The organism is Pseudomonas fluorescens (assembly GCF_018614655.1).
Classification (GTDB): domain Bacteria; phylum Pseudomonadota; class Gammaproteobacteria; order Pseudomonadales; family Pseudomonadaceae; genus Aquipseudomonas; species Aquipseudomonas fluorescens_BX.
This window is the reverse complement of record NZ_JAGGOG010000003.1, coordinates 386,434-405,204: the sequence shown is the minus strand read 5'-3', so window position 1 is coordinate 405,204 and position 18,771 is coordinate 386,434. Positions and strand designations below refer to the sequence as shown.

The window sequence follows — 18,771 nt, the reverse complement described above, 5'->3', positions numbered from 1 at the left end:
GTTTTGTAAAGTTTTGAGAGTCTTATGAGCCTTAATTTTACGTAAAACCTTACGGAAGCTCTACGTAGATGTTGCTTGTATCTATCTAATGGTCAGTAAAATATGAGCATTCACTCACTCACCCGATCAGAAGTTAGGCTTTCTGGTGTTCATAACCATTCTAAGAACATTCGCTCAAGCCTCAACTCCGAAAAAACCCGCATTTGCTCATAAGCAAATGCGGGTTTTTTTGTTGCAGGAGGCTATGGCTAACTCTGTGCGAAGCGCAGCATATCTGCATTGACCCGGCTTTTATGGGTGTCCGTCAGCCCGTGCGGCGCCCCCTCGTAGATAATCAACTCGGCGTGGGGGATCAGCCATTTGCTGGCAATGGCAGAGGCCTGGATCGGCACGATCTGATCATCATCGCCATGAATGATCAGTGTGGGGATTCTGAACTTGCGCAAGTCGGCACGAAAGTCGGTCTCCGAGAATGCTTTGATACTGTCATAAGTATTTTTGTGTCCACCCATCACGCCCTGATTCCAAAAGGAGTTGATCAATCCTTGGGACGGCTCAGTGCCTGGGCGGTTGAATCCGAAAAATGGGCCGCTGGCGACGTCCAGATAGAGCTGCGAGCGATTGGCGATTGAGGCGGCACGCATATCGTCGAAGACTTCGATTGGCGAGCCTTCCGGGTTGGTGTCGGTTTTCAGCATCAGCGGGGTCACGGAGCAGATCAGTCCCGCCTTGGCCACGCGTGCTGTGCCATGGCGGGCGATATAGCGTGCGACCTCTCCGCCGCCGGTGGAGAAGCCAAAGAGGATTGCGTTTGTCAGCGCCAAGTGTTCCATCAGCTCGGCCAAATCATCGGCATAGTGGTCCATGTCATTGCCACGCCACGGCTGGCTTGAACGGCCATGGCCTCGGCGGTCGTGTGCGATGGCACGAAAACCGTTGTTGGCGAAGTGCAGCATCTGGGATTCCCAACTGTCGCTGTTCAACGGCCAACCATGGCAGAACACTACCGGCTGGCCAGTGCCCCAGTCCTTGTAGTAAAGATCGTTTCCTTCGCGTGTTTTCAGAAAAGGCATGAGGCATCTCCCATTGACGTGTAGGCGGGTAAGTTTTCGTGGCGGATGGCCAGAAAATCGTCCGTGGACACTGCGCTGGCACATGCATCGTGGATCATCAGACAGCACTGACCCAAACTGACTTTAGCCCGGGTTGACCCAAGCTGCTGGCGAGCTAAGCCTCTGTTGACGCTGTCGTCGTTACCAGCTTGCGAAACTGATCCAGTACTGATGACGTATCGCCAATGCGCGTAGCCAGATGCAGCGGCGCGACCAGGCTGCGACACTCCGAAAGCTCCCGATAAACGATGCCATCGCCGCGAAGCCGTTGCATGGACGAAGGCACGATCGACACCCCAAGTCCGGCCGCTACCAGGCTCAAGGTGGCCGTCATGCGCGGTGCTTCCTGAACCACCTGCGGGCTGAAACCTGCTTCGCGGCACGCCACGAGAATTGCGTCATACAAACCCAACCCCACGCGACGGCGATACAGCACAAAGGCCTCCGTCGCCAAGGCGGCCAAGGGCAGCGGCGTTGTGGGATCCATCGCCAACGGATGATGGGTGGGCAAGGCCAGCAGCATCGGCTCCACCAGAATCGGTTCATCCTGCAGAGCCTGGGTACCACTCAGCGGTGAACGGATAAACGCCGCATCGAGTTTTTCATGGAGCAGTGCGTCCAGTAGTTCGCCGGTACCGGCTTCTTCCAGTACCACCGAAACACCCATGAAGTTTTCTCGAAACAGGCGCAATACGCTGGGCACAAAGGGATGTAATGCCGCAGAGCTGGTGAAGCCGATCGCCAGCCGACCCCGTTCACCGCGAGCGGCGCGGCGCACCACATCGGCTACGCCATCGACCTGGGCGAGAATTTCCCGGGCCTCATCCAGTAACGCGAGGCCGGCCGTGGTAGGACGTACACCCCGGGGCAAGCGCTCCATCAGCACCACGCCCAATTCGGCTTCCAGGCTTTGCAGCAGGCGCGTCAAGGGCGGCTGTTGCATGCCCAGTCGTTCGGCGGCACGGGTGATATAGCCTTCTTCGGCGATGGTCACGAAGGCTTTGAGTTGTCGAAGTTCCAGCATTGGGATACTTCTTGGGTATGGGAGAGGGTCAATCCTGGCATTTGTTCTCATGACTCACAAGATTTAGGCTGTCTCCAACCCCTCAAAAAGAAGAAGGAAAGCCGTGATGACCTGGTCAGCCAAGCAGTATTCGATGTTTGAACAACAGCGCACGCGTCCCGTTCGGGATCTGGTCGCGGCGATTCCTGATGCCGATGTGCGCACGGCGGTTGACCTGGGTTGCGGCCCCGGCAATTCGACTGAAGTCTTGGCCGAGCGCTTCCCGCACGCCACGGTGACGGGCATGGACAGCTCCGACGACATGGTGGCCAATGCCCGGGAACGCTTGCCGGCGCTGAATTTTGAGCTGGCCGATATTGGCGCGTGGCACCCAACACAGACATTTGATGTGATCCTGGCCAATGCGTCGCTGCAATGGTTGCCGGATCACGCCACGCTCTATCCGCATCTGGTGCATCAGCTGACGCCCGGCGGCACACTCGCGGTGCAGACCCCGGACAACCTTGATGAGCCTGCCCACAAGCTGGCCCGAGAAGTGGCGGCGGATGGCCCGTGGGCAAGCAAGATCGGTGCGATCAAGCACAATGAGCGCCATACGGCGAGCGTCTATTACGAGCTGCTGAGCAGGCACTGCAGCACCGTCGATGTGTGGCGCACCACGTACCACCACCCCTTGGCCGGCGGTCATGCCGCCGTGGTGGAGTGGTTCAAGGGATCGGGGCTGCGTCCGTTCCTGGCACCCCTGGATGACGCCGAGAAGACGGCCTTCCTTGATGCCTATCTGGCACGGATCACCCAGGCGTATCCGGCCTTGGCCGATGGCACGGTGCTGTTGCCGTTTCCGCGCCTGTTCATCATCGCCACACGATAGTCATCAGCCGATCAAGTGGCGGTCACGCCGCCACTTGGGCCTTCAAGAATTCCTCTGCCGACACCACGCTTGCATAAGCGAACCCCAGTGATGACATAAACGCGGCGTGGACCTGGGCTGCCGGCACGGTGGTGCCATTGAACTCCAAGTCCCGCGTGGCGCAGGCGTCGTGGATTACGGTGACGGTATAGCCCAAATCCGCCGCCGCCCGTACCAGTCCATCGACGCACATATGGCTCATGCTGCCGACCACCACCAGATGGGTCACGCTGCGCTGCTCCAGCAGCATGCGCAGGTTGGTTTCGCGAAACGCATTGACGAAGTGCTTGAGTACCACCGGCTCATCGGATTGGTTAAGCACTTTGGGATGCAAATGTGCACCCACCGAGGCTGGTGTGAAGAAGGGCGCCTCGTCGGAGGTGAACTCGTGGCGAATATGGATCACCGAGTCACCGGCCTGACGAAACGCCTGGAGCACCTGCGCCGCCTTGTCTGCCGCTGCGTCCACGCCACTAAGCGGCCATTTGCCTTGGGGGAAGTAGTCATTCTGGATATCGACTAGGATGAGCGCTTGCTGGGTCATGATTGTTCCCTCGTGAATGGTTGAGGCGTCCAGTATCGTGGCTGGTGCGCGGTCTGGGGATTGGCCGCACCGACAATAGCAGGGGGAAAACTGACAATGGTGTTGCCGCGTACAGTCGTCGAGCTGGGCATCCTGATCTACAGCGGGGCGCAGATGGCTGCCGTGCATGGTTTGACCGATCTGTTCGGTGTGGCCAATCGCATTGCTGCCGAGCATCAATCCGGGCAGTTGCCGGTGCTGCGTCTCAGCCATTGGCGGGCCGATGCCGACGAGGCCCCGACCCGGGTGTTCGACAGCCTGCCTGGCGCTGACCAGCTGCTGCTCGCCCTGCTGATTCCGCCGTCCATCGCCGGCTTTTCCGAAGGCCAGGCCGGCGAGCCGCTGCTTGAGTGGCTTCGTCAACTGCACCGCACCGGTACGGTCCTTGGCGGTGTGTGTGTCGGTTCGATCCTGTTGGCGGAAAGCGGCTTGCTGGATGGTCGTAGTGCCACCACCCACTGGACATCGGCCACCTCCTTCAGCGCCCGCTACCCGGCGATCAAGTTGGAAGCCGACAAACCCATCGTCGACGACGGCGACCTGATCACCACGGCTGGGCTCATGGCCTGGTCCGAGCTGGGTTTGCGCGTAGTGGACCGCCTGCTCGGACCAAGCATCGCCGCCAGTACTGCGCGGTTTCTGGTGATCGAGCACAGCGACAGCGCTAGTGCGTGCGGGAGTAATTTCGCCCCGATCCTCAGCCACGGCGATGCCGCGATCCTCAAGGTTCAGCACTGGCTGCAAGCCAGTGGCGCGGTGGATGTTTCATTGGCGGCGATGGCCCAGGCAGCGGGCCTTGAGCAACGTACTTTCCTGCGACGTTTTCGCAGCGCCACCGGCTTGAAACCCACCGAATACTGCCAGCACCTGCGGGTGGGCAAAGCGCGGCAAATGTTGGAATTTACCAACGACACCATTGATCACATTGCCTGGACCGTGGGTTATCAAGACCCCAGTGCTTTTCGGGTGATCTTCAAGAAAATCACTGGCCTGGCGCCGAGTGATTACCGCAACCGATTTGGCGTGAGCTCGGCCAACGCTCGAGGCCAAACCGCAATCGTGCAGAACGCCGCGTCATAAGGGTTACGTCGTGCAGAATAAGACAGGCCAAGTGCTATCACTTTCTCAGCAACCGATTGATTCCCGACTGGTTTTGTTTCGTCGTGCCTTGGCCTGATCCCTGCAGCTGTCCGTTTACACACATGGCGAGATGGCCAAGGGGGAGGCATGACCCTGAACAATCGCAAGAAAATGGTGGTTGCCCATTCGGTACGACCGGACGCGCCGCTCCATGAGGTCGAGACCAACCGCGCCCTGGCCCGGTGGCTGGCGCAGATACTGGGGCTCAAATACGGCGGCAGTTATAACCCTGATCTGCACGCCGGACGGGACTTGTACCTGTTGCCCACCCAGACCCTCGTCGGCCCGGCCCAGGCGCGGCAATTAGGCGTTAAAGGTCCCGAAGACCTGTGGGGCGGATATGTCGATTACGACTTCATCTGTACCAAGGCCATCAGTCATGGGCTGCTGAATAAAAATGCGTTGGCCCCCGAAGGTTGGTCGCCGCTGTTTTCAGAGCGCATCCGCAATGTGGTGCTGGACGGCCTGAGCGTATTTGCCTTGGAAGATGCGCGGCCGGCGGCCACTCACTTGCTGTATACCGGGCCGATCCGCATGAAGCCCGTGCATGCCTGTGCCGGACGCGGTCAGGAAGTGATCAAGAGCATCGATCAATTCGACGCCATCCTGGCGCGGCCTGACATGGCACAACTGTTCACCGAGGGCGTGGTGCTTGAGCAGGACTTGCGCGATGTGGTCACCCACAGCGTCGGCCAGAGTTTTATCGGCGATCACGTCTTCAGTTATTGCGGCGATCAATACTTGACCGAAGACGGGCAGGGCGAAGAAGTCTACGGTGGCTCCAACCTCCTGGTGGTCAAGGGGTACTACGAAGACCTGCTTAAACTCGAACTGCCCGACGACGTGCGTCTGGCCATTCAACAGGCACAGCTCTTCGATAGTGCGGCGGATGAGGCCTATCCCGGGTTTTATGCCTCACGGCGCAATTACGATATCGCTCAGGGCCTGGACAGTGATGGCAAGCGTCGCAGCGGTGTTCTTGAACAATCCTGGCGCATGGGCGGGGCCAGCAGCGCGGAAGTCGCGGCGCTGCAAAGCTTCATCAACAACCCGGAACTGCGGATGATTCAGGTGTCGTCGGTGGAAACCTACCTCGACCAACCGCTGCCGCCCGACGCCATTGAGGTCTATCGCGGGTCGGCAGAACACAGCGACTTTCTTCTCAAGTACGTAACGGTCAAATCTTATGACGGCTAGAAGCGAAACCATCACCATTGATATCGACGACGAACAGATGAGTGGCACGTTCCTCAGCCCTAAGTCGAAGGTGCCGGGGGTGTTGTTTGTCCATGGCTGGGGCGGTAGCCAGGAGCGCGATCTGGAACGGGCCAAGGGCATCGCCGGCTTGGGATGTGTGTGCCTGACCTTCGACTTGCGAGGGCACGCCGGTAACGGTATTCCCTTGTCGCGGGTTACCCGAGAAGACAACTTGCGGGACCTGTTGGCCGCTTACGATCGCCTGCTGGCGCATCCCGCTATCGATACCTCGGCGGTAGCGGTGGTGGGTACCAGCTACGGCGGTTACCTGGCCGCCATCCTTACCTCGTTGCGCCCGGTACGCTGGCTGGCCTTGCGGGTGCCGGCGCTGTATCGCGATCAGGAATGGCTCAAGCCCAAGCGCGAGCTGGATAAGGCCGACCTGTTGGATTACCGCAGTACGCTGGTTCACTCCGGGACCAACCGTGCACTGCATGCCTGCGCGGCATTTACCGGTGACGTGTTGATTGTCGAATCGGAAATTGACGACCACGTGCCCCATTCCACCATCATGAGCTACCGCGCCGCCTGCCAGCAGACGCACTCCCTGACTCACCGGATCATTGATGGCGGGGATCATTCCTTGAGCGACCCGGTATCCCAGCAGGCCTACACCTCGATCCTGGTGGACTGGATTACCGAGATGGTGGTCGGTGAGCGATTGAGCATTATTCAATCCCAAGACTAATCAAGAAGGTGTTTTTTTCTTCACCCGTAGTGCCTTTGCCTTGGTCTCTACGGCGAGGTACATCACCAGTGCCACCAGCAGCGGCAAAATAAAATAGATCGCCCGATAAGCAATCAGTCCCGCCAGCAAACTGCCTCGCGACGCCTCGTGCTGCAGCAGGGCGATAAACACCGCTTCAAGCACGCCGAGGCCGGCGGGAATATGAGTGACCACGCCCGCAATGCTGCTGATCAACAACACTCCCAGCACCAGCGGATAGTCCAGTTGTTTGGGTAGCAGGGTGAGTATCACTGCTGCCATCAGCGACCAGTTCAGTACCCCCAGCACCAATTGCATCATCGCCATGCGCAATGAAGGCAGGATGATTTCAATACCTCGCGCCGACCACATGCGTTTTCTGGAAAAAAGACACGCCGCCAGATAACCCAGGCTGGCCAGTATCAACACCAGGCCGACTCCTTGCAGCGCGTCGCTGTTCAGCTTCCACCCCGGTGGCAATGTCACCAGCCCACTGCTGAACACCACCCCGGCCAGGGTCATGTAGCCAAACCAGTTGGTGACCAGGCTCAAACCGAGAATCTTGGCGATATTGCCGGTGCTAACCCCCAGCCGTGAATACAACCGATAGCGCATGGCAACGCCGCCCACCCAGGCACTGAGGTTGAGATTGAAGGCATAGCTGATGATCCCTACCGGCAGGATCTGCTTCCAGGTCAGCGGCTGGCGGATGTAGGTGCGACCGATCAAATCGAAGCAGGCGTACACCAAAAAACTGCACACGGTCAGCGCGGCGGCGATCAGCAAGGTGCGCAGCTTGAAGTTACCCAGGGTGACAAACACCTCGCTCCAATCGATACGGCGGGCGAGCAGGGTGAACAGTACGACCAGCAGCAGGAAAAAGACCACCGTCAGCGGTTTTTTCCACCGGTTGAAACCGCGGCGAGCGGAGCGCTCAGCGGCGCGAGCTTGAGTCATGAGCCTGGCGCTCCTCAGAGACGAAGGGTTTTAATCGCGGCTTATGCGCCGGTAGCCAGCCGGTCCATGCCGGGAAGTGGCGCAGCACATGAAACACCACAAACCCTACGGTCACGCGCCACAGCCAGCCTCGCGGCGCACGGTTTTCTGGTAGGGTTTTGCAGTGGTTCTGGCTCAGATATTCCAGGCGTTCGAACAGTTGCTGATTGAACCCTCGGTCGTGAATCAACACGTTGGCTTCCAGGTTCAGCGATAGACTCAGAGGATCGAGATTGCTTGAGCCGACGGTGCTCCACGCCTCATCCACCAGCGCCACTTTGCCGTGCAATGGACGCTGGCAGTATTCATGGATCACCACACCTTCCTTGAGCAGATAGTCGTAGAGCATGCGCGCCGCGAGCTTGGCCACCAGCACGTCCGGCTGGCCCTGCATGATCAGTTGCACCTGGACCCCGCGCCGTGCTGCGTTGCGGATTTCGCGCAGCAACCGATAGCCGGGAAAGAAGTAGGCGTTGGCGATGACTATGCGTCGCTGGGCCATGCGCAAGGCATATAGGTAAGCCTCTTCAATGTCCGACCGGTGTTGCAGGTTGTCGCGGTAGATCAGCCGCACCCATCCATCGCCTTCGCCGGCAGCCCATAGCGACGGCTGATGTTCCCGTCGTCGCCAGCCGCGCCGGGTGTATCCCTGTCTGCCACTTTGCGCCTGGGCGAAGTGATGCAGATCGGCCACCGCCGGCCCCCGAACCAGAACGGCATAATCCTGTTTGGCCTCGGGCCCGAAATCCTCAAGGTGATCGGCAGAAAAGTTGATCCCGCCGATGTATCCCACCGAGGCATCCACCACCACGATCTTGCGATGCAGGCGGCGAAACCAATTAGTGCGAAAGCCCAGGGTCTTGGACGCAGGGTCGAACATCTGCACCGTTACGCCAGCCTCGCTCAGTTCACTGAGAAAGCCCGAACTCAGTTCGCCACAGCCAAAACCGTCGAGGCTGACGACCACTTTTACCCCACGCTGCGCGGCTTCAATCAGGATGCCTTGCAGCTCGTGGCCGACCTTGTCTTCGAACAGGATAAAGGTCTCCAGCAATATCTCTTGCCGGGCTTGGCGCAGTGCTTCAAAAACCTTGGGGAAATACGCCTCGCCGTTCTCCAGTAACTCAACCTGATTGCCGCCTTGCCAGCCATAGTCCAGGTCCCTGGCCGCCGCGTTATCGGGCGGCTGATCCGTCGCGATGTGTTCTACCGCGACCTTGTCCACCGGGGCGCCGTTCATAACTCAATCTCCACCGACAGGGGCGCGTGGTCTGACAGGTGGGACCAGGGGCGGCGGCTCAGTACCTGGGGTTGATGAACCTTGAGGTTGCGCACGTAGATGCGATCCAGACACAGCAGCGGCAAGCGGGCCGGGAAGGTGCGGGCGGGCTTGCCATGGGTCTCGATGAACACTTCCCGCAAGCCGCACCGGCTGAGGTCCGCCTGCTGGCGCCAATCATTGAAATCGCCGGCCACGATCAACGGGGCATCAGCAGGAATCTCACCCACCCGCTGCGCGATCAATCGCAACTGCTGTTGGCGATGAACTTCCCGTAACCCGAGGTGCACGCAGATGGCATGCACGTCCGCAATATTGCCCGGCAAGCGCAACACGCAATGCAACAGCCCGCGGCTTTCGTGGCCGCTCTGGGAGATATCGAGGTTGTCGTAGCGGATAATCTGGAACTTCGACAGCAGCGCATTGCCGTGGTCGCCATCGGGGTACACCGCATTACGGCCATAGGCGAACTGTGGCCAGATGCTGTCCGCGAGGAATTCGTACTGGGGCATGCTAGGCCAGTCGCTGTAGCGCTTGGGGTGGCGTTCGTGGGTGCCGTGGATTTCCTGAAGAAACACCACGTCAGCGGCCACACTGCGTACCGCTTCGCGCAACTCCGGCAGGATGAAGCGTCGATTGAGCGCGGTGAAGCCCTTGTGGGTATTGACCGTCAATACCTTGAATCGGCTGATGGTGGCGCTGGGCGTAATCGGCACCCATGCAGGACTGGTCATGGCAACACTTCCGGCTCGGGCAGCACGCCCGGTTGCGTGGTCAGGCCCTTGTCCAGTTCAAAGCGCCGCAGCAAGTGGCGCGCATCGAAGGGTGCGCGGACCTTGATGTCGTTATCGAAATAGCAAAATACCTCGCGGCTTTTGCGTAATCGTGGGGTGTGCTTCGGGTCGATCAACCGGGCGTCCGTCGGCTGCTTGCCCCTGCGCCAGTGCTCGATACGGTCGCCCCAGCGCTGGAGGGCTTCTGACGTATAACCACTGGCGTAGAGTTCTTTGTCACCGTGCAATCGCAAGTACACAAAGCTGGCGGTGACGTCTTCGACATAGGGCCACTTACCAGCAGTGTCCGCCACCACCAGTGCCACGCCGTGGCGGTCGAGCATCTCGATAAATTCCGGTACGGCAAAGCTGGGGTGGCGAATTTCCACGGCATGGCGCAGGGTTTTCTGGCCGTGGGCTTTCATACTCGCCTTGCCGTTCAGGCGCGGCTCATGCTGGCGGGCGAGGGCGGCGGCCTGCTGGGTATTGGTTGGCAGCTTGGCGAGAAAAGCTTCGAACAGTGGCGGGTCGAATTTGAAACTGGGTGGGAATTGCCAGAGGATCGCCCCGAGCTTTTCCTTGAGCTCCAGCACCCCGGACGCGAAGAAGTTGGCCATGGGTTTGTGCACGTCCCGCAGTCGCAGGATATGGGTGATATAGCGCGGGGCCTTGACGCTGAACACAAAGCCTTCAGGTGTATCCGCGTACCAGCCAGCGTAACGCTGGGGTGTTTGCAGGGCGTAGAACGAGCCATTGATCTCGATGCTGTTGACTGCCCGTGAGGCAAACTGCAACTCGCGCTTGTGGGTCAGGCCCACGGGGTAGAAATCCCCCCGCCAGGGCGTGTAGCGCCAGCCGGAAATACCGATATGAATCGCGGCCATGGTTACTCCCGTTGAGTGGATATTGGGCGACCTCCGTCTTCGGGTGACTGCGATGGTTGGGATAAAGTTTCGGTAGCCCTACAGACGGCATCCCTTGATCTCTGTAGGAGCTGTCGAGCCCTGGCGAGGCTGCGATTGGGTCGCTGCGGTCTGACAGTTGCACCGAGTCGATCCCATCGCAGCCTCGCCAGGGCTCGACAGCTCCTACATTTGCCTTATGTTGAGTCCGTAAGATCAGTGCCCGGTAACCACCCGGTTAGTGCTCTCGGCATACACCGGCCCCAAGCGATCCAGGCGACCGCTCCAGGCGGTCAGTGCCAGCGCCACCAGCACCACCGAGCCACCAATCCACGCGGTGTGGATCAGGCCAATGTGAGCGACGATCAGCCCACCTGCCCAAGCGCCGCCGGCGATCCCCAGGTTAAAGGCGGCGATGTTCAGGCCCGAGGCCACGTCTACCGCATTTGGCGTGTGATGTTCGGCCTGACGCACCACATACACCTGCAAGCCCGGCACGTTGCCGAAGGCGACCGCGCCCCAGACCAGAACGGTGGCCAGTGCCAACCATGGGTTGCTGGCGGTCAGGGTCAGGATAAACAGCACGGCGGCCAGCAGGGCGAAGACGATTTTCAGCGCGCTGATGGGGCCGCGTTTGTCAGCCAGTTTGCCGCCCCAGATATTCCCGGCGGCAACCGAAATGCCGTAGACCAGCAGCACCAGGCTGACGGTGCCGGCGCTGAAGCCCGAGATGTCCTGAAGGATCGGTGCCAGGTAGGTAAACGCGATAAACGAGCCGCCGTAACCGATGGCGGTCATGGCATACACCAGCAACAAACGCGGCTGTTTCAGCACTTGCAACTGTTGGAGTAACGACGCCGGTTTGCTGTGGGCAATGTTGTTCGGCACGTAGATCAAACTGCCGATAAACGCGATCACACCCAGGGCCGAAACGGCGAGGAAGGTTTCACGCCAGCCGAAGTGTTGACCGATAAATGTCCCCAGAGGCACGCCGGTGACCAGCGCCACGGTGAGGCCGGTGAACATGATCGCAATCGCGCTGGCGGCTTTTTCCTTGGGCACCAGGCTGGTGGCAATGGTCGAGCCGATGGAGAAGAACACCCCGTGGGCCAGGCCGGTGACGATCCGCGCCAGCACCAGGGATTCGTAGCTCGGCGCCTGCCAGGCCAGCAAGTTGCCGAGGGTGAACAACACCATCAGCGACAACAGCAGCAATTTACGCGGCACTTTGCCGGTCAGGGCGGTGAGTACCGGTGCGCCGATGGCAACGCCCAAGGCGTAGAGGCTGACCAACAGGCCGGCGGATGGCAGGTCGACCCCAAGGTCGGCACCGATGGTGGGTAACAGGCCAACGATGACGAACTCGGTCGTCCCGATGGCAAAAGCGCTGAGGGTCAGCGCCAGCAAGGCAATAGGCATGGCTGCAACTCCGGTGGGGTTTCAAATCAGGAGCGCAGTGTCGAGGTTGGGCTTGTGCGGAAAAAGACAGGTATTGGCATTTGATATTTGCCCGGAACGCACGTATCGAGGATTAAACCGAACTTGCCCGCCCAAAACCCGTCAGTTCCTTACAGTCCCTTCTGAAAGGAACCCAGTGTTTTGTTGAATTTAAAGACAACACTACTGCTCGGCGTACTGCTCCTTGGCGGCAATGGCGCACTGCAAGCCGCCACTGTTCCGGCACCGGCAGCCACCCCGCCGGCAAAACCGGAGTTACTGGTGGAAGGCGGCCTTCTGGGCGCTATCAGCTCCAGCATCGACAACGTGCAGGACAAACTTGACCTCGACCAGAACCTCGTCGATGCCTGGCGTTTGCGCGCCGACCGTGCGGCGGATGAAGTCGACAGGCTGGTCAATCAACCGTCCGAGCGTTCGCCCTGGAACGTCGCGGGAGATTTCCTGGTGCTGTCCGGTGTGTGGATCGCAGCGTTTGCCGTGTTGACCTTGCTCGGCCGGTTGATCGTCAGCCGCTTGAGCCGTCACCGCCTTATTCAACCCCATGAACGTCTGCGAGCCTTGCTCGGCTACCTGATGCCTTACACGATTCCCGCGTTGGCCTGCCTACCGCTGACTCTCTATGTCAGCCACTTCCTGCCCACATCGGTAGGTCGCGCGCTGGCGCTGTGTTTTGCCTATGCGACCAGCAGCGGTATTTTCTCGACCTCAATCTTGTTGTGCGTCATCGTCATGTTCAACCTCGGCCACAAGCGCCCGGCGGTACGGATCATTCGTGACTACTGCCCCAAGCCGCTGTTTCTGATCGGCTTTCTCGCGGCCCTTAGCGATGCCCTGACCAGCCCGCAGATTGCCCGGCAACTGGGCGGCAATATCACTAGCAGCGTTGCGGTGTTTACCGGGTTGTTCGCGTCGGTGATCTTCGGCTTGCTGGTGATTCGCCTGCGTCGTCCGGTGGCCCACCTGATCCGCAATCGGCCGTTGGCGCAACGCTTGAAACACCCGGCGTTACAGCAGTCGCTGCGGATTTTTTCCGGGCTGTGGTACTGGCCGATTCTGCTGATGGTGCTGGTCTCGGCGATCAACCTGATCGGCGCCGGCGAAGACAGCCAGAAGGCCCTGCGCTGTGCGCTGTTGACCACGATTCTGCTGATTGCCACGGTGTTCCTCAGCACGGTGCTGCAACACCTGTTCAAGTCCCGCAGCGCGACAGCGATCCAGCGCAGCAGCGCCTACAAAGAGCGCTTCCTCAGCCTGTTGCACGCGATTTTGCGGATCGTCATGGCCATTGCCTTCATCGAAATTCTCGGACGCATCTGGGGCGTGTCGCTGTTCGAGTTTGCCCAGCGCAACTCCGTGGGGCGGGCCATCAGCGATTCTCTGAGCAGCATCGGCCTGATCCTGTTGGTGACATGGCTGTTCTGGGTGGTACTCGACACGGCGATCCAGGAAGCGCTGAAACCCCCGGTCAACAAACGCTCCAGCCGCCAGCCCAGCACCCGGGTGAAAACCATTCTGCCGCTGCTGCGCAATGCGGTGAAAATTGTCCTGGTAGTGATATGCGCCATCACCACTATGGCCAATCTGGGGATCAATGTGGCTCCGCTGCTGGCAGGGGCGGGTGTGGTCGGCCTGGCCATCGGCTTCGGTTCCCAACAACTGGTGCAGGACGTGATCACCGGATTGTTCATCATCATCGAAGACACGCTGTCCATCGGTGACTGGGTGGTGCTCGACTCGGGCCATGCGGGCACCGTGGAAGGGCTGACCATCCGCACTCTGCGCCTGCGCGACGGCAAGGGTTTTGTGCATTCGGTGCCGTTCGGGCAGATCAAGGCCGTTACCAACCAGTCCCGGCAATTTGCCTATGCGTTCTTCTCGGTGCAGTTCACCTACGACACCGATGTCGACAAGGCTGTGGAATTGATCCGCGAGGCCGGGCAGTCGATCCGCGACGACGTGTTCCTCAAGTACAACCTGCAAGGTCCGCTGGAGGTATTTGGGGTGGACAAGATGGACCTTAACGGCGTGGTGCTGACGGCGCAGTTTCGCACGGTGTCGGGTGGGCAATATGCGGTCAGCCGTGCCTTTAACCAGCGTTTGAAAAAGCTTGTGGATAACTGCGCCTGGGTGCACTTCGCGCAAACTTATCCACAGCAGGTGATGGTGCCGCCGCGCGTGGATGAGCCGAAAAATGATGCTGCGGTGCCGACGGAGCAACCCAAAACCTTGTAGCCGCTGGCGAAGCCTGCGATCGACTGCGAAGCAGGCGCAGGCTTCTGATATCACTGAAGGCCTTCGGCCTTATCGCAGGCTGCGCCAGCGGCTACAGGATTTAGTGGCGAACCAGTCTGGTGTGCACTTCGGCCGCCGCCGGTTGATCCAGCTCCAGCAACACCTGCTGCTTGCCGGCAATCTCCACCGCCACCGGCAAGCCATCGCGGTATACCAGCCGATTACCGCTCAACGCCGGCACCTTGGCGCCCGGCAGCAGCGTGCCCACCAGGTTCAACGGATCGGCCCCACACACCGCAATCAAGCTGCCGTCATGGGGGCGACGCCGGACTTCGCGCAGCAGCGGGATCGCTTCCGGCAGGGCGAACTGCTCACCCGCCAGGCCGCTGACAAACCGTCCACCGCGAATCTCGCCCCGCGCCTCCAACCGATGGAAGGTGCGCAGCAATTCCCGCCAACTGGGCAACCAATCCGCCTCACGCTCCAGCAGGCGCCAAAACACTACGCCGTAGCGACGCAGCAGTGTCATCGCCACATGCTCCAGGGTCTCGGCCGAGTGTGCCGCCGGACGTGTACCGTCGGTGACCGAGGCTCTGCGCACCAGCGCCCACCGCCCGGCATCGTCCATCCCGCCGACAAACGCCCCGCGCCCACGTCGACTGCTGCGCGCCTGACGTTTGCTGGCAGGCGTGGTCAGCGCGCGCAGACCGGCGAAGCTGTCGGCGTTCACTAGCCCGGCGCCCACCAGTTCCTGCAAAGCGGTTTCCAGCTCACTGCGTAATAGATGGGATTCGTGGATCAGCTCATCGAAAAACAGCGCGCCGTGGTCACGCAAGGCCTGATGGACTTTCTGCGCCTTGGGTGACAACTCCTGACTGTCAGCCGCCTCGGTCAACCCACTCCACAACGCCACTTGGCTACGCGGTAATAGCACCACCGGCGTACTGCGCAGCGCAACCGTGCTGGCCTTGGTGCTGAGACGAATCCATACCAGCTTGCCGCTGCGGCACAACTCGTCCAGCCAACTGGGCGAATAGTCCTTGATCCGCGCGCTCAGCAAATCACTGTCCCACGCCGATGTGGCAGCGGGATACCCCTCGAACTGGCCGACGATCTGCGCCAACACCGCGCTGCCCTGGCCTCGTGTGCCCTCGGACAGGTGCTGCCAATCGAACAGGAAACGCATGAAATCCTGCAACGCCACCGGCTCGATTTCCCGGCGCAGGCGCTTGACCGTGTAGCGATGAATCCGCGCCAGCAGATGCCGCTCGCACCATTGTTCTTCGCGAGCGCCTGGGCTGAACTGACCGCGCAGCACATAGCCTTCGCGTTCCAGTTGCGCCAGGGCCTGGGTCACGGCGGCCACCGGCAAGGCCAGGGGCGTGGCGATCTCGAGCAGGGTCAACGGGCCGAAGCCGCCGAGCCGTGCCCGCAGCACTTCCACCATGGCTTCTTCAAAGGTCCAGGGCTCATCGAAACCGGGTAACAACGGCAGATCGTTCGGGCAAATCGCCTGCCAACAACTCAAACGCTCCAACGCGACCCACACGGCCTGCTCGGCGCTGATCTGCAAACGACTGGCGCGTCCGCTGTCGGCCAGGGCCTGCAGCCATTCGTTCCATTGTGGGGTGACCTCGGCGTCGGCGATGCACGCCAGGCTCATCAGCGCCTCATGCATTTCATCCAGGCCATTGGGCGCGGGCCAGGCTTCTTCGCGTACCCCGGCGATGGCATCGGCATCCAGTGCGCCGAGGTCGTCGGTGCTGTGTGGGTCGCTCCAACGCCGATTGAGCACGGCCTGGGTGCGGCGCTCTTCCAGCGGAGCATCATCCAGAAAGGTGTAGGGCCGGGCGCTGAGAATTTCCGCCGCCAGTGGCGACGGTGCGGGTAGGTCACGGCTGATCAGGCGAATCTCGCCGCGCTCCATACGCCGTAGCAGGGCCAGCCAGCCCTCGCTGTCCATGGCCTCGTGCAAACAGTCATCGAGGGTTTGTTCCACCAGCGGGTGAGCGGGTATTTCCCGCTCGCCGGCGAGGTTCTCCAGGCACGCAATCTGATCGGGGAAGATGCTGGCGATCAGGTCTTCGCTTTTCATCCGCTGGATCTGCGGCGCCACCTTGCGCCCACCGCTGTAACGCGGCAACGCCAGGGCCACCCCGGCATTCCAGCGCCAGCGCACACCGAACAACGGCGCATCCAACAAGGCCTGGATCAGGATGTGTTCGGCGCTGTTGCTGTGCAGGTAGCGCCACACTTCATCCAGCTCAAAACTGTGGCTGGTAGACAGCGACAGCACGATGGCGTCCTCGCTGGCGGCGGCTTGCAACTCGAAGTTGAAGGTGCGGCAAAACCGCTTGCGCAGGGCCAGGCCCCAGGCACGGTTGATGCGGCTGCCGAACGGCGTATGAATGATCAGTTGGGTGCCGCCGGATTCGTCGAAGAACCGCTCCATGATCAACATGTCCTGGGACGGCAAGGCGCTCAACGCCAGCCGCGCTCGCGCCAGGTAATCCACCAGTTGTTCGGCACTGGCCAGGTTCAACCCGAGGGTGCCCGTCAGCCAGTCGAGGGCCGGTTGCAGATCACCGGGTGTGGCGGCCAGCAACTCATCCAGTTGCCCATGCAACCGAGCCACGGCAAACGACAACTCGGTGCTGCGCCCCGGTGCTTCACCGAGCCAGAACGGAATGGTCGGCGGTTGCCCGTGGGCGTCTTCGACCCGCACCTTACCGGTCTCCACCCGCAGGATGCGATACGAGGTATTGCCCAGTTGGAAGATATCCCCGGCGATGCTTTCCACGGCGAAGTCTTCATTCACGCTGCCGATGTTCAGGCTTTGTGGCTCCAGCAGCACGCTGTAGTCGGCGTTGTCGGGGATGGTACCGCCGCTGGTCACGGCGGTCAGCTTGGCGCCTCGGCGGCCGCGCAGGGTGCGGGTCAGGGCATCACGGTGCAGGTAGGCGCTGCGGATACCTTGGCGCCCGTTGTAGCCTTCGGCGAGCATGTGCAGCAGCGCTTGGTAATGGCCATCGTCCAAGGTGGTATAGGGCGCGGCGCGGCGGATCAAATCCAGCAGCGCGTGTTCCTGCCATTCCTGGCAACTGACTTCGGCGATGATCTGTTGGGCCAGCACGTCCAGCGGCGCGACCGGGATCAGCAACGTGTCCAGTTCGCCCCGGCGCACGCAGTCGAGCAGGGCGGCGCATTCGATCAGGTCGTCGCGGGTGGTGGCGAACAAACGGCCCTTGGGTGTACCGCCCACTTGGTGTCCGGAGCGACCGACCCGTTGCAAAAAACCATTGATGGAGCCGGGCGAACCGATCTGGCACACCAGGTCGACTTCACCGATATCAATCCCCAGCTCCAGGGATGCCGTGGCGATCAGCACCTGTAGCGCGCCGCTTTTAAGCCGTTGCTCGGCGTCCAGGCGCAACTCCTTGGCCAGGCTACCGTGGTGGGCGGCCACGGCCTCCTTGCCGAGGCGTTCGCTCAGGTGCCGGGCCAGGCGTTCGGCCAGGCGCCGAGTGTTGACGAAAATCAGTGTGGTGCGGTGGGCGCGGGCCAGTTCGGCGAGGCGGTCGTAGACCAAGTCCCAGACATCATGGGCCATCACCGCCGACAGCGGCACGGGCGGCACTTCGATGTCCAGGTCGCGGGGGCGGGCGTGGCCGATGTCGACGATCTCACAGGGGCGGTCGGTGCCCACCAGAAAACGCGATACCGCTTCGATGGGTTTTTGCGTGGCCGACAGACCGATGCGGGTCAGCGGCTCGCTGCACAGTCCCTGCAAACGCTCCAGGCTGAGGGCCAGATGACTGCCGCGTTTACTGGCGGCGATGGCGTGGATTTCATCGACGATGACTGTGCGGGTGCTGGCGAGCATCTGGCGGCCGGAGTCCGAGCCCAGCAGCACGTAGAGCGATTCCGGGGTGGTAACCAGAATATGCGGCGATTTTTTGCGCATCAGCGCCCGGTCTTTTTGCGGGGTATCGCCGGTGCGCACGGCGGTGCGAATTTCCAGCGGTGCCAGGCCCTGGCGTTGCAGGTGCTCGGTGATGCCGGCCAGCGGGGCTTGCAGGTTGATCTGGATATCGTTGGACAACGCCTTGAGGGGCGAGACGTAAACCACTTGGGTCTGCTCTGGCAACTGGCCGCCATTGGCCAGGCCTTGATGGACCAGGTCGTCCAGCACGGCGAGGAAGGCCGTCAGGGTCTTGCCCGAGCCGGTGGGTGCGGCGATCAGGGTCGAGCGGCGCTGGCGGATCAGTGGCCACGCCTGGGCCTGGGCGATGGTCACCGAGGGAAATGTGCTGCGGAACCAGGCACTGACGGCGGGGTGGAAGCCCTTCAATACCGTGTCCGTGGATTCAGGAAGGTTCATGGGACAATTTATGCGGCC

General features: G+C 60.9%; 14 protein-coding genes. 5 read left to right on the top strand and 9 right to left on the bottom strand.

From position 1 onward, the window contains the following. Window positions 1–248: 248 nt before the first annotated feature. Together J7E41_RS04525 and J7E41_RS04520 are read right to left on the bottom strand one after the other, a co-directional pair. Entirely contained in the window at window positions 249–1,073 is an 825-nt protein-coding gene (locus tag J7E41_RS04525) for an alpha/beta fold hydrolase (protein WP_214990454.1), read from the bottom strand. Window positions 1,074–1,227: 154 nt separating this feature from the next. Then, complete coding sequence (locus J7E41_RS04520) at window positions 1,228–2,136, bottom strand: LysR family transcriptional regulator (protein ID WP_214990452.1); 909 nt, start codon at window positions 2,134–2,136, stop codon at window positions 1,228–1,230. Window positions 2,137–2,242: 106 nt separating this feature from the next. Here J7E41_RS04520 and tam point away from each other — a divergent pair, with 106 nt between their 5' ends. After that, window positions 2,243–3,007: a trans-aconitate 2-methyltransferase gene (tam, locus tag J7E41_RS04515; RefSeq protein ID WP_214990450.1), complete on the top strand. Its 765-nt coding sequence runs from the start codon at window positions 2,243–2,245 to the stop codon at window positions 3,005–3,007. A 22-nt stretch (window positions 3,008–3,029) separates the two neighbouring features. On the opposite strand, the gene J7E41_RS04510 is transcribed toward tam, so the two are convergent. Then, complete coding sequence (locus J7E41_RS04510) at window positions 3,030–3,590, bottom strand: cysteine hydrolase family protein (protein ID WP_214990448.1); 561 nt, start codon at window positions 3,588–3,590, stop codon at window positions 3,030–3,032. Window positions 3,591–3,686: 96 nt separating this feature from the next. On the opposite strand from J7E41_RS04510, the gene J7E41_RS04505 reads away from it, so the two are divergent. The 3 genes from J7E41_RS04505 to J7E41_RS04495 all read left to right on the top strand — a co-directional run bounded on the left by J7E41_RS04505 (window position 3,687) and on the right by J7E41_RS04495 (window position 6,714). Continuing rightward, entirely contained in the window at window positions 3,687–4,709 is a 1,023-nt protein-coding gene (locus J7E41_RS04505) for a GlxA family transcriptional regulator (protein WP_214990446.1), read from the top strand. A 147-nt stretch (window positions 4,710–4,856) separates the two neighbouring features. Beyond that, window positions 4,857–5,966, top strand: a complete 1,110-nt coding sequence (locus J7E41_RS04500) for a DUF3182 family protein (protein WP_214990444.1) — start codon at window positions 4,857–4,859, stop codon at window positions 5,964–5,966. Continuing rightward, window positions 5,956–6,714 carry an alpha/beta hydrolase family protein gene (locus tag J7E41_RS04495; protein ID WP_214990442.1) on the top strand — a complete coding sequence of 253 codons (759 nt, stop codon included), beginning with the start codon at window positions 5,956–5,958 and terminating at the stop codon, window positions 6,712–6,714. Before J7E41_RS04500 ends, J7E41_RS04495 begins: the two co-directional genes overlap by 11 nt. Here J7E41_RS04495 and J7E41_RS04490 read toward each other — a convergent pair whose 3' ends face one another. The 5 genes from J7E41_RS04490 to J7E41_RS04470 form a co-directional block, all read right to left on the bottom strand. After that, complete coding sequence (locus tag J7E41_RS04490; protein ID WP_214990440.1) at window positions 6,715–7,689, bottom strand: lysylphosphatidylglycerol synthase domain-containing protein; 975 nt, start codon at window positions 7,687–7,689, stop codon at window positions 6,715–6,717. Further along, window positions 7,667–8,968, bottom strand: coding sequence for a cardiolipin synthase ClsB (gene clsB / locus J7E41_RS04485; RefSeq protein WP_214990439.1), 1,302 nt, complete (start codon window positions 8,966–8,968; stop codon window positions 7,667–7,669). The genes J7E41_RS04490 and clsB overlap by 23 nt, the downstream gene beginning before the upstream one ends. Beyond that, the gene (locus J7E41_RS04480; RefSeq protein WP_214990437.1) at window positions 8,965–9,741 is read right to left on the bottom strand and encodes an endonuclease/exonuclease/phosphatase family protein; all 777 of its coding nucleotides are present in this window, start codon (window positions 9,739–9,741) and stop codon (window positions 8,965–8,967) included. The genes clsB and J7E41_RS04480 overlap by 4 nt, the downstream gene beginning before the upstream one ends. Beyond that, window positions 9,738–10,664 (bottom strand): DUF72 domain-containing protein, encoded by a 927-nt coding sequence (locus tag J7E41_RS04475; RefSeq protein WP_214990435.1) that lies wholly within the window; start codon window positions 10,662–10,664, stop codon window positions 9,738–9,740. The genes J7E41_RS04480 and J7E41_RS04475 overlap by 4 nt, the downstream gene beginning before the upstream one ends. 234 nt (window positions 10,665–10,898) lie before the next feature. Beyond that, window positions 10,899–12,101 carry an MFS transporter gene (locus J7E41_RS04470; protein ID WP_214990433.1) on the bottom strand — a complete coding sequence of 401 codons (1,203 nt, stop codon included), beginning with the start codon at window positions 12,099–12,101 and terminating at the stop codon, window positions 10,899–10,901. Window positions 12,102–12,281: 180 nt separating this feature from the next. Between J7E41_RS04470 and J7E41_RS04465 the strand changes: the two genes are divergently transcribed. Next, window positions 12,282–14,372: a mechanosensitive ion channel family protein gene (locus tag J7E41_RS04465; protein ID WP_214990430.1), complete on the top strand. Its 2,091-nt coding sequence runs from the start codon at window positions 12,282–12,284 to the stop codon at window positions 14,370–14,372. A gap of 100 nt (window positions 14,373–14,472) precedes the next feature. Here J7E41_RS04465 and J7E41_RS04460 read toward each other — a convergent pair whose 3' ends face one another. Beyond that, window positions 14,473–18,753: a DEAD/DEAH box helicase gene (locus J7E41_RS04460; RefSeq protein ID WP_214990428.1), complete on the bottom strand. Its 4,281-nt coding sequence runs from the start codon at window positions 18,751–18,753 to the stop codon at window positions 14,473–14,475. Window positions 18,754–18,771 lie beyond the last annotated feature (18 nt).

Bases quoted from the DNA above. Each gene is read 5' to 3' on its own strand.
- J7E41_RS04525 (WP_214990454.1), bottom strand. From the start codon at position 1,073: ATGCCTTTTCTGAAAACACGCGAAGGAAACGATCTTTACTACAAGGAC.
- J7E41_RS04520 (WP_214990452.1), bottom strand. From the start codon at position 2,136: ATGCTGGAACTTCGACAACTCAAAGCCTTCGTGACCATCGCCGAAGAA.
- tam (WP_214990450.1), top strand. From the start codon at position 2,243: ATGACCTGGTCAGCCAAGCAGTATTCGATGTTTGAACAACAGCGCACG.
- J7E41_RS04510 (WP_214990448.1), bottom strand. From the start codon at position 3,590: ATGACCCAGCAAGCGCTCATCCTAGTCGATATCCAGAATGACTACTTC.
- J7E41_RS04505 (WP_214990446.1), top strand. From the start codon at position 3,687: ATGGTGTTGCCGCGTACAGTCGTCGAGCTGGGCATCCTGATCTACAGC.
- J7E41_RS04500 (WP_214990444.1), top strand. From the start codon at position 4,857: ATGACCCTGAACAATCGCAAGAAAATGGTGGTTGCCCATTCGGTACGA.
- J7E41_RS04495 (WP_214990442.1), top strand. From the start codon at position 5,956: ATGACGGCTAGAAGCGAAACCATCACCATTGATATCGACGACGAACAG.
- J7E41_RS04490 (WP_214990440.1), bottom strand. From the start codon at position 7,689: ATGACTCAAGCTCGCGCCGCTGAGCGCTCCGCTCGCCGCGGTTTCAAC.
- clsB (WP_214990439.1), bottom strand. From the start codon at position 8,968: ATGAACGGCGCCCCGGTGGACAAGGTCGCGGTAGAACACATCGCGACG.
- J7E41_RS04480 (WP_214990437.1), bottom strand. From the start codon at position 9,741: ATGACCAGTCCTGCATGGGTGCCGATTACGCCCAGCGCCACCATCAGC.
- J7E41_RS04475 (WP_214990435.1), bottom strand. From the start codon at position 10,664: ATGGCCGCGATTCATATCGGTATTTCCGGCTGGCGCTACACGCCCTGG.
- J7E41_RS04470 (WP_214990433.1), bottom strand. From the start codon at position 12,101: ATGCCTATTGCCTTGCTGGCGCTGACCCTCAGCGCTTTTGCCATCGGG.
- J7E41_RS04460 (WP_214990428.1), bottom strand. From the start codon at position 18,753: ATGAACCTTCCTGAATCCACGGACACGGTATTGAAGGGCTTCCACCCC.